Consider the following 11,203-nt stretch of genomic DNA (forward strand, 5'->3'; position numbering starts at 1 on the left):
GGCTTTACGTCTATTCCGGGATTTCCGTTTCCATCAATCAGCCCCCGTGCTCGCCGTGTCAGCGGCGAGTGGCTCCATCGTCCGTCAAATTGAGCACATGCCCCGCCTCATTGACCTTCTGCGCAAATGCCAACGACTTCCCGATGCCACTGGCATCCCAATCTCTGCAATACCGCTCGATAGCCTCCTGATGTCTGCACTTCAGTTCATGCTTATAGAGTTTCAATGCCTCCTTCTCAGCTCGCTCGGTGGTGTAGGTCATATAGCACTCGTGCGGCTCCTCCACACCATACACTCCGCTCGTCGATCCACGTCGGATAAACACCTCACGGAAGAAACTTCTTCCCTCCTTGTTATCCAAGCGGTTGACAGTGAATATCTTCTTGCAATCCACATCCGTCAATCCTAATATCGCCTTGATCTCGTCGAATCGCTCACGAAATTTGCTTTGGTCGAGCAGCATCACCACGTCGGAGTTGTTGATGATGGCTTCCTTCACGATGGGACTGCCGATGATGTCCTGTATCTCCTGTGTCACTACGCCCACGCTCGCCCAGAACTTTCGGGCTGTCTTGTATAGGTACTTGATGTACTCGGCCATCAGCGGCGAGGCGATGGCTTTCCATGCCTCCTCGATGACAAGGCACTTGCGGTTCTTCTTCAGGCGCATCTTCTGCAGGAACACGTCCATGATGATGAGCGTCACGATGGGGAAGAGCTGCTTGTTCTCCTTGATGGCATCCACCTCGAAGACGATGAAGGTCTCGTCGAACAAGGTGCTATCCACGTTCTCGTTGAGAATCTTGTCGTACTTGCCGCCACGGTAGAAGTTTTGGAGCATATAGGCGAAGTTGTCGCAGTCGATGGTGGTGATGTTGTTCTCGATGCAGATCTGGTCGAGACGCTCACAGGCGAACTCATAGAATGAGTCGAAGGAGAGGGTCTTCACGCTCAATGCCATGCGCCGTTCCTCCAGTCCCTTGATGAGTTTCTCCACCTTGTCGTGTATCTGCGTCAGCTCCGTGCCGCGCCGCTTCTCCATGGTGGAGAGGTTTTTTCTCAGTGTCTCCTTCTGTGAGGAAGGATAGGGCTGCACACCGTTGAAATAGAAATCGTAATACTCCGTCACCAACTGCTCCACGACACGGAACTCCAGTTCGGGTATCTGCGTCTCCGAGCCTTTCCATATCAGCAGTATCAGGTTCTTCAGGAAGTCTATCTTCTCAATGTTCAGCTCCCGCTTGCTGATGTTGAAGGGGTTCATGGTGATGGGCTTGTCCTCCGTATAGGCGATGTACTTGCCGCCCACATACTCGCAGAGTCCCTCATACGAGTTACCCGTATCGACCATGACGATGTCGGTGTTCTGCTCCCACAACTGACGCACCACGCTGTTCATGTGGAACGACTTGCCGCTGCCCGAAGGACCCAAACAAAAAAAGTTCGAGTTGTCGGTCAGCTTCTCCTTTCCCTCCTTTCCTGTGATGTCGATGGCTACGGGCACACCTTGGCGGTCGGTATAGTATATCTTCAGCGGGGTGTCCTCATTATGCACGATGCGCTCCTTGTACATCAGACAGGTGGCGGCATCGCCGAGGGTGAGGAATCGGTCGTAGTCGGCATTCATGCCATAGCAGTTGCCGGGGAAAGAGTTGACGAACAGCTCCAACTGGTTGTAGGCCCGCTTGCTGATGTGGATGCCCATGCGCGAGAAGGAGTTTTCGAGATGGTTGGTGCATTTCTGTATGTCGGTGTCGCCGCTCACTGCCACCACGAGGTTGTAGTGGGTATAGACGAGCTGCTTGCTCTCACGGGCTATCACCTCCTGCACACGCTTGATGTCCTCTACAGCCATCAGGTTGCTGGGGTTGGGCATGGAGGCATGGCGGTTTTTCTTCTTGTCGAGTAGGGCAAGCTCACGCTTCTGGTTGGGCACGAACACCATCTGGTTGAACACCACGCAGTCGGCTCCGGGCACGCTATCGACGATGCTCACGAGATCAACGGGCATACTGGTGTTGTTCACCTCGATATTTGCGTAGGGACGGATGACCGACGGCAAGTTGGCATAATCCACATCCACAAGGCTATACACCTTGCAGCTACGGTCCCCCATGCCGATGGTCTCGTCATCGACCTTGAAGTTGGTCATCGACACCACCTTGTCACGGAAGTTCATGGAGAAGAAACGGTCCACATACTCGCAGGCTTCCGTTTTGCCGAGGAATCGGGACTTCACGCCGGCATCCCTCAGCTGGTCGTGCACCTTGCGTATCTTCACCAAGAAGTCACGCCATTTCTTGTTGTCGAACGACATCAGACGGCTCTTCTTGTTCTCCTGTGTGATGGTGAGGTAGCAGACGCTGTCGGTAAAGGGTCTGCCGTTGAAATAGCGGAAGTAACTCTCGCTCAGGAACTCATGATTTCCACCGTTCTCTTCCTTGAATGCCTTCCTCACAAACACGTCCTGCTTGTGCAGCGCATAGCCTTCGCCCAAGGTCTGGGCAAGGGCGGCGAAGAGGTGGGTGAACTCATAGTAGGCCTCGATGTTGGCGGAATACTTCTGCACAGGGTTCTCCATCTTCAGAACAGCGGAGTATTCGCCCGTCTTGGTATAGAGCACGCCGATGCCATCCACTTCCTCGATGGAGAAGTAGATGTCCTGGAAGATGCGCTTGCGCTTCCCTCCCGTGCCGAATGCCTTGACACTGATGGCCATGCCCACGCAGATGGCTGAGAATATGAGTATGATGTATAGGGTCATTGTTCTTTTTCTTTTTTAATCGCAAAAAGGCGGGCGCACCCTCATGCGTGATGCCCCCACCTCCATTCACTTACAATCATTGATAGCTTTCCACTTGGACATAATGGATTCTCTTTTTTGTTTTACACTTTCTTTGAATAGGCATAGATGAATATGCCGTTGTCACTCTTCTTGCTGTGCAAGCCCTTGCGCTGCTTCATGACGATGAGAACGCCACCGACAGCTACGGCGAGGACTAGCAGCACGAGTCCTGCCACGAAACCGAAGATGCAGTAGCCGAGGATGAAACCCGCAACGGCTCCTCCTGCGGTGGCTGCCGCCCAGTAGATGTAGCGTCCCTGCAACCCGAAGAACTCCAATGGACGTTGCAGTCCCTTGAAAATGGGATAATCCGGAAAACGCTCTTGCTTTGTATCTGCCATAACTGTCAGTGTTTTAACGTTCTACATACTCACAATCTCACGCTGCGTTTAACCTCCAATGCCGAAGAACAGAGGCAGTGCCTGGGCTGCTGCAATGAGGAAAATACATGCGCCGACGACCATCATGATCTTCTTTTTCAAATCTTACTGATTGTCCGTAATGTGCTGATAATCAATACTAATTAGGATGACGAAATGACGAAAGAAACAAATTAGGAACAGCAAAATCAAGAAACCTCAAAATGAAAGCATGAGAAAACATAAATTAACACTGAAAACAAAGGTAATTTTCCGATTTTGGCATTTGGAGAAACTCAAAATTAAAGAAATAAACGTATTCAAATAGATATGACATTCGACAAAGAAAATAGAATTTTCCCTGGTGAATATGAAAAAAATCAAATAAATTTGTTTTATGACATACAATATAATGAATAAAGTATCGTTTTATAGATATATAATTTGTATCTTTGTCCACAAACAATGGTTGAATTATGGAAAGAAAAGATTTAAATAGAATAAAAATGGTTCTGGTAGAAAAGCATCGTACCAGTAAATGGTTATCTGAACAGTTAGGGAAAGACCCCACAACTGTTTCAAAGTGGTGTACAAATCAATCTCAACCAACATTAGAAATTTTGCTTCGAATAGCAGAACTTCTTGAAGTGAATTATACCGAGTTGGTAAGAGTTGAATAACAGAATTTGATAAATGGCAAAATATAATTATGTCTGAAAAGAAAGAGTTTATTTCAACCCGAAAGGGTATTACATATCTTGATTTGTTTGCTGGGGCTGGTGGCTTCAGTGAGGGCTTCATGCAAGCCTATACGGATGACAAGTATTACGATTTTCGTTTAGCAAGCGATATTAACGAGAATTGTGAGCTTACACATCGTGTTCGTTATAATAAGATGCTTGGTCTTGATACTAAATTCATGTGTCAAGATATTATGGAAGATTCTTTTTTACCTAATCTTCTCAAAGAAATAGGTAATCAAGAAATCGATGTTGTAACAGGCGGTCCAAGTTGCCAGTCGTTTAGTCTTGCTGGACGTAGAAAGAAGCTGGACAAACGTGATGACTTGTTCTTTCATTACCTAAAGGTAATCAAGGCTTTACGTCCAAAATACTTTGTAATGGAGAATGTAAAAGGAATACTAACAAAGGATGAAGGACGAATAAAAGAGAGAATTCTTCGTGAAATCAGATCTATCGTTGATGATGCGAAAATGAATCAACTCTATGCTTTCTTGGACGATGTGTTGAAACCACAGATGCCAACATCCTTATACTATGCCTTATATATTAGGCTTTGTATGGAAACGTCCACTGACAATTGGGACAAGCAGAATGAGATTTTCTTTGAGAATCTTGAGCAACAATTAAAGGATGTAACTAAACATTTGCCGTATAGTATAAGCAAGAGTGACGAAAGTGTAAATACTATTCGTCATGGTCTTTTGTTGTTAAAAATGAAACAGCAAAGAGATTCTATCCGCAAACAGGTCATTCAATTAAAAACCAGTGCCCATATTGACAATGACACTTTTATGGATGGCTATAATGCTATAATTGAGACAATATCAGATGAACAGATTCTTGAAAAGACTTTAGATGCTGTTGACAAAGTGGCAAAAATGGGAGATTGTGCAGATGCTGCGCATTCTTTAAAGAAGTCCTTGGAAATACTGACATCTACTTTTGATGAGTGTATAGAATATATCCAAGAGCAACTCGAAGGAAAAACAGACCTTCTCAATCATCTAAATGAAATGATGAAAGAAATTCGGCTTTACAATATCGAAGAGCCATTTATACTTTTGTCCTCAAACTATGGTGTTCCTCAAAATCGTGAGCGAGTAGTTTTTATTGGTTGCAGAAATGACCAAGAGGTTATTAAAGAGATTCCTGCCACCATCAGTGATAGCGAGAAAGTGAAAGTTTATGAAGCACTTTGGGATTTGGATATGATTGGAAATGGCGAAACAGTAACTTCGTATAAGAAGCCAAAGTTGAACCTGAAATTTGAAGAAACAAAAATTCAAAGAGCTATTCAAGGTGAGCCAGATGAACGTGGACTTTTGTTTTCTGAATGGTCAAGAATTGGTCGCTTGGGGCATCGATTTACATTCGACAGTGAGCCGTTCTATGTATTGAATATGAACGAGTTGGATAAACCTCAGAAATATCAGCACATGGATTTATTCAATCACCAAACAAGTCAGCAAAACGAAAAAGTTCGTGAGCGACTGCGAATTATTGCCGCACATGGGGATTATGATGACGCAAAGACTGAACTAAAAAAGAAAGGACTGGAGTCTCAGAAACGAAACTATGTAGTTTTGAATCCTCTCGGACAAAGTCCTACAGTTTGTACAATGCCAGATGACTTTATTCATTATTCTGCGTATCGTCCAATGACAGTTCGTGAAATGGCTCGTCTCCAGAGTTTTGACGATTCGTTTGTATTCCAGGGGAAACGTCAGACAGGTGGTAACAATCGACAAAAAGAGATACCTCAATATACACTTGTAGGTAATGCTGTTCCACCACTAATGGCAAGGGCAATTGCCAATACATTGTTGAAACATATAAAGTAGAAATCACATGGTTAATATGCGTCCATTTACTGCTTTTGAGCAAAAAAATTTGAAATTTCTTGTAAACCACAATGTAAAGTTTACACAAGTTGAGATTACCCCTACTGGTTTAGGTAAGGGTATTCTTGACTCTACTGCTCCTATGCGAGCCTATTTCCTTGAAAATGGTATTCATAACTATGAAGAACAACTTCAAGGTCAAGAACATAAGCAGATTAAAGCAGCATGTATTCTTACAGACACGACTCAATTCTTTACAAAGGTCTCCTTTTATCGCCCTAATACAAAGAAAGGTGACCCTCGAATGTGGGTTTACGGCTTTGGTTCATATACTGAAGGTAACGACATTCATGTACTGTTTTGGCATGAAAAAACATTATATAGCATCAATATCACTCACATTGATATTGAAAAATGCTACAACTCCGCCATAATTACACCTATGCAGGAAGTTTTGAAAGCTATCAACCAAGAGGGAAACTCGGTTTCTGAGGAACTTCTTGGACGTTTCCGTGCTGTTAAAGACCAGTGGTTTGAGTCAGAAGTAACAGCTGATACAGGAATCGGTAGAACTATAGAGTCTTTCCTTGGAATCAGTATGAACAGTGACAAAACTCCTGATTACAAAGGAATAGAATTGAAAAGTCATCGGGATAAACGAAGCAGCAAGAAGAATGTACTATTTACTCAAACGCCAGATTGGGGAATTAGTAAATTGAAGTCTGGACGAGAAATAGTTGATAAGTACGGCTATATCAATGAAGATGGTTTCAAGACTTACCAAAACACCGTTCAATGTACGCCACCAAACAGTCAAATGTTGTTCTTGAATGTCAACCATACAAACGAACTCCTTGAACTACAAGCGGAGAGAAGAAAAGTCGAAGATGTTGCAGCTTGGAGGTTGGTAAAGTTGCACCAACGCTTACAAATAAAGCATCGTGAAACTTTCTGGATTGAGGTGGAAAACGAGTTAAATAACGGTAAGGAATACTTTCGCTACAAACAGATAGAGCATACAAAGAATCCTAATATTGGTCAATTTGATGTACTTCTTGAACAGAACATTATAACTGTTGATTTGTTGCTTTGCCGTCCAAGTGGACATGGTGATACATACTCTTTCAAAATCAAGAAGAAAGGTATGCCGTTATTGTTTCCCGAGTCGGTCATATATAACATTTAAGGTTGATATTAGAATGCCAATTCCACAAACAAGTTCTTATAACCATAAAAAGCTTATGTCATTCACAATTAATTATAAAGGGAAAAACTTTACCGAAGAAGAAATTTCACAACGGATAGCGACAGGTCTTTCTGTAGAAAGTGATACAAATACTCGTTTGTTGCTTATGAATTTAAGCAACACTCAATTGCGTATTCTCAAATCTCTATTGCCTGATATTCAAGAAATATGTGACTGTCTGTTTCTCCAAAAATACATGGCAGCCATAACCTTGACCAATCTTCTATTTGAAACAATGGTCAAATTGACTTTAGTCTACCATGAAGCCAATGGTAGAACTTTGGATGACGGATATGATTTTGAAAACATATATGAGAAGGAATTAAATAAATATGGAGAAAAAAATCTTGGTGAAAATATTGCAACACTCTACAAAAAGAACATTATAACTTCTGAGGAACGTGATAGGCTACTTTATTTAAAGAACTCATTTCGAAATCCTTACTCACATGGTTCTAACAACAAGTATGTAGAATCCGCAACAACAAAACTATACGAGAGTCATTTAGGCTCTAATGAGATTAAAGAAAGTATAGCCACTGTTACGGGAAATCCATATCTACTTCTTGATGCAAGACGTACTTTTATTAGGCAATATGGGCTTGGCTATTTTGCTGAAATTATAAATTACATTATTACTTTGGACAAGGAATTGCGAAAGTTGTACCATAAATAAAGTCTGCTGGTTATTATTTGACATAATTCTGTGCAATTATCATGCCTATACCACCTGCAACCACAAAAATTCCAATGGTAAAGAAGAACCAAAAGAACCACTGGGCATAGTGACCGAGATAGCAGCCATCATATTCCTTGTAGCGTTCACGGACTTTCTTCCGTTCATCGGCAAACATGGAATTGACCTCACGGATATGCATCTGCATCTGTGAGGTCATCCATTGGCGTTCTTTGGAAAACAGTTCTTGAATCTTCTGCCAGTCAGCATCATTGACATTCACAGACACCTTTAATTGGTTCGGTGCATTCTCCAAGACCTTGTTTATGTGCTGATTGATGGTATCTACCTTTTTGCCGATGGTAGTCACAGCACCACCCAATTGAACTTCCGCACGCTGATACTGCTGAATGGCAGACTCCAGTTCAAGTGTGGCATTGATGAAGGTGCTTGTAGCCTTGTCAATGTCCTCACTCAACTGCTTTAACTCAGGAACACGGTTTACAAGTCCGTCTTTGGCTTGCTGTTCTTCGACCTCGTTTTCGACATCATTCATCATGTTTTCAAAGTCGGTTCTTTCTTCTGTGTCTATGTTTATCTTACTTTTTCTGATTGCCATATTATCATTGATTTATCTACGGAAACGGTAACGTGGTTTAGGCTTGCACATAGAGTGAGCCATCTGTGCGCAACGGTGGGCAAACTTCCAGTCATCTTCATCATCCTTCTTGCCCCAACCAGAAGAAGGAGCAGAACCACCACCGCCACATGACTCAGACATGGAAGTAGCTGCGTCAATATACCCTGCAAACAACAGCATCGCTACATGAGCGACATTCTCTGTAGTCGCTATATCATTGTCCTCTGGAATCTGAACCTCATTAGTAAAGACATCTTTGACAGAGTTCGGAATCCACACCTTCTTAACTCCATCGCCAATGTTGATTTGGAATGCTGTTTTTGAAGGTTGAACTTGTGCCTTTGGTTGTGATGCAGTTGGAGTTTGAACGATAGGACGAACTGGGCGAAGCGCAGGAGCAACGGATGGAGAAACAGGCTTTGTCTTGACTTGTGTAGGTTGTGGGTGCAGTTTCTTCCATGTGTCTTCAATCTTTGATGCCATAAACTTTCTGCCAATCTCAGAAGCCTTGAACACAGAAGCATTCTTGCCGACTGTGTAGCCGACAAGTTTCCGTTGTTTGTCGTAGCGTGGCTTTACCTCATAGCCTTTCATGCGCAACAGATTGAAGTATCTGTCTATGTTGAACTGTTGCATATCTTTGAGAGTGTTTTCACAATCCTCCGCAAGCTCCACCTTCCGCATATTCCGAATTTCCTGTGGTTGTTCCCATCCATGGCGCATATTGATGATTTCCGCAGCCTTCATTGCCCGAAGATGAATATCATGCACATCGTTGGTGTTACCCTCCATATCCACACGACAGCAGTCAATGTGAAGGTGCAGCGTTCCTGACTTGGAGTCAGAGTGCAGTCCACCCACATTCATAGAATTGGTGAAATTGGTCTTTATCTCATTGGAGAAACCATTGGGCGTAAGTCCAACTGAATCCAAAACTTCCAAGGCTTCATCTTGGAGGTTAGACCAATCTTCCATCGTGAAGTTGGCAGATTCCTCCTTTGATGGGGAAAGTACAAAAGTGGTCATGAACCTTTCCAACTTTCTGCCAACAGTTCTTTCTGCCTGATGATATTGGCAATGATGCTTCATCATGTACCAGATGGCGGTAGGGTCAAGACCATCGGGCATATTGTTCACCTTGACCGTCTTTGCATTCTCCTTTTCCAATGCGTACCTTACGGAATTGCCTCCATACGATACTACCTTTGCGAGCATAATCATGATTACTCCTTTGATTTGGTCTGTACGTTTGTAGCGATATTCTCTTCAATGCTATACCAATGTTGGATAAGTCCTGCAACGGCATCAATCCACCATCGCATGAACTTCTCATTCTTGAAGAACCGAGCCTTTTCCTCAGCCGTTTTCTTGGATAGCACGTTGCTGATTTTTATCAAATCCGTCCTTGCGATGGCGAGAGAGTTGAGAGCGTCCACCTCTTCCTTGGTGAGCCTCATGCGTGGACGGTGCTTTAAGCCAGTCTCAACGACATAGCGACTCAGGCTTAACCCACACTCCTTGGCATGTGTCTGGAGACGTTTCAATTCCTCTTCCGTGCATCGGTAGGTATGGACTTCTGTAGGCGGTTTCCTTACGATTTTCTTCTTTCTCATTTGTTCTTGTCTCTGATTAAAATGGGATGATTACAAGCACCTTGCAAAGGTGGTCACGACTGCGAGCCTGCGAGTAGTCCGAGAAACTTTTAGGAATACAGAAAGACGGACACGGCTTCTGTATTACAAAAGGATTTCTCGAAAAGTACCTATAAAATGACGGCACTTTTAACAGCGTCCGTCCCCAAGGCTGCTTAAACGTATAACAGCTTGACGGTAGTCTATGCTGTAAATCGTCCTTTTGGATGATTTATCGGTATGGTAGCTCATTAGCCTCTGTATGCCTATTGATTGCCGTTATGGTAACTGTTAGGCTTGTAACCATTGGCATTAGAACCGTTAGACTGTTGTGTTTGTCCTCCTGCCATATGCTGTGGATATGTGTTGTGTTCTCCTTCATTCTGTTTGGCATCTGCTTCTTGCATGGAAGAAGGATTGCCAACAGATTGTCTGGAGTAATTTTGTTGTGGGGAAATTCCACCAGTAACAGCATCGGAAAGATTGTCATTAGTTTCGACCTTACCCACACTTCCATTATCATTAGATGAAGCAGAATTTAGGGAAGAAGAAATCTCTGCCGTAGAAGAATTGCCCTTGTTGTCAGTATCGGATATTCCATTGGCAGAATGCCCATCTTCCTTGTCCGACTTTGTATCATCCTCCGTTGTCATAACAATTACTCTTGCTTTTGGAACTTCCGTATGGACGATTGCAGAGCCATCCGCATTGCGCTTCAATGAAAAGCCGTTCTTGACAAATTTTCCGTCCACATACCAACCAGAGAGAGAATGCAGGGTAATGATGCGGTTGTCTCCAACTTTTTGTGAAGAGGAAATGCCCACAGCCTCCATAGCCTGTAATAGTTTGGGAACGGTCTTGCGGTCTTTATCCCAGAGTTTGGCAAGTTGGGTGTTGTCAACCATACATTGCCCACACAAGATTTCCACTTGTTGGGTCTTGCTGATAGAAACAAGAGTTGTTTCACGTTCAGCAAGAGAGGCAAGAGACATGAAGCATTCCATGCGGTCAATCTTGTACTTCTTGCAGCGAAGATACTCCATCTGTGCATCGGACAGCGTGAAGCAGTAATGTATCTTTTGTTTGTCCATGTTCTGTGAATTTTGAATATTATAACCATAACTGGCAAGGCTGTTTTTTTTAGTAAAGAGAAAATCATCTGTGCCGTCCTCTCCTTGGGGAAATGTCCTCTGCGATAACATAGAGCTCGCCTTGCAACCTG

At 43.6% G+C, this 11,203-nt stretch carries 10 protein-coding genes and 1 pseudogene; 4 read left to right on the top strand and 7 right to left on the bottom strand.

Annotation, left to right across the window (positions count from 1 at the left end; all coding sequences use genetic code 11):
- Nucleotides 1-58: 58 nt before the first annotated feature.
- The 3 genes and pseudogenes from KTQ90_RS08655 to KTQ90_RS13745 all read right to left on the bottom strand — a co-directional run.
- Complete coding sequence (locus KTQ90_RS08655) at nt 59-2,764, bottom strand: TraG family conjugative transposon ATPase (protein ID WP_008021336.1); 2,706 nt, start codon at nt 2,762-2,764, stop codon at nt 59-61.
- A gap of 122 nt (nt 2,765-2,886) precedes the next feature.
- Nucleotides 2,887-3,186: a DUF4133 domain-containing protein gene (locus KTQ90_RS08660; RefSeq protein ID WP_005816074.1), complete on the bottom strand. Its 300-nt coding sequence runs from the start codon at nt 3,184-3,186 to the stop codon at nt 2,887-2,889.
- 48 nt (nt 3,187-3,234) lie between these two features.
- Nucleotides 3,235-3,330: pseudogene (locus KTQ90_RS13745) on the bottom strand (DUF4134 family protein); the annotation flags it as partial.
- 350 nt (nt 3,331-3,680) lie between these two features.
- Between KTQ90_RS13745 and KTQ90_RS08670 the strand changes: the two are divergent.
- The 4 genes from KTQ90_RS08670 to KTQ90_RS08685 are packed head-to-tail and all read left to right on the top strand — an operon-like array spanning nt 3,681 to nt 7,710.
- Nucleotides 3,681-3,884, top strand: a complete 204-nt coding sequence (locus KTQ90_RS08670) for a helix-turn-helix transcriptional regulator (RefSeq protein ID WP_186967193.1) — start codon at nt 3,681-3,683, stop codon at nt 3,882-3,884.
- A gap of 29 nt (nt 3,885-3,913) precedes the next feature.
- Nucleotides 3,914-5,788 carry a DNA cytosine methyltransferase gene (locus KTQ90_RS08675; protein ID WP_195637946.1) on the top strand — a complete coding sequence of 625 codons (1,875 nt, stop codon included), beginning with the start codon at nt 3,914-3,916 and terminating at the stop codon, nt 5,786-5,788.
- A gap of 16 nt (nt 5,789-5,804) precedes the next feature.
- The gene (locus tag KTQ90_RS08680; RefSeq protein ID WP_217318078.1) at nt 5,805-6,974 is read left to right on the top strand and encodes an MvaI/BcnI family restriction endonuclease; all 1,170 of its coding nucleotides are present in this window, start codon (nt 5,805-5,807) and stop codon (nt 6,972-6,974) included.
- 55 nt (nt 6,975-7,029) lie between these two features.
- Nucleotides 7,030-7,710 (top strand): hypothetical protein, encoded by a 681-nt coding sequence (locus tag KTQ90_RS08685; RefSeq protein WP_217318079.1) that lies wholly within the window; start codon nt 7,030-7,032, stop codon nt 7,708-7,710.
- Nucleotides 7,711-7,723: 13 nt separating this feature from the next.
- Here the strand turns inward: KTQ90_RS08685 and KTQ90_RS08690 are convergent, their stop codons facing one another.
- From KTQ90_RS08690 to KTQ90_RS08705, 4 genes are all read right to left on the bottom strand, one after another.
- Nucleotides 7,724-8,329, bottom strand: coding sequence for a hypothetical protein (locus KTQ90_RS08690; RefSeq protein ID WP_217318081.1), 606 nt, complete (start codon nt 8,327-8,329; stop codon nt 7,724-7,726).
- Nucleotides 8,330-8,341: 12 nt separating this feature from the next.
- Nucleotides 8,342-9,565, bottom strand: coding sequence for a relaxase family protein (locus KTQ90_RS08695; protein WP_254359672.1), 1,224 nt, complete (start codon nt 9,563-9,565; stop codon nt 8,342-8,344).
- 8 nt (nt 9,566-9,573) lie between these two features.
- On the bottom strand, nt 9,574-9,963 hold the full coding sequence (locus KTQ90_RS08700) for a plasmid mobilization protein (protein ID WP_106813163.1): 390 nt from the start codon (nt 9,961-9,963) through the stop codon (nt 9,574-9,576).
- A gap of 284 nt (nt 9,964-10,247) precedes the next feature.
- The coding region (locus KTQ90_RS08705) for a hypothetical protein (RefSeq protein WP_254359674.1) at nt 10,248-11,203 on the bottom strand (956 nt) is incomplete at its 5' end.

It is taken from the genome of Leyella stercorea, from assembly GCF_019052365.1.
Classification (GTDB): Bacteria; Bacteroidota; Bacteroidia; order Bacteroidales; family Bacteroidaceae; genus Prevotella.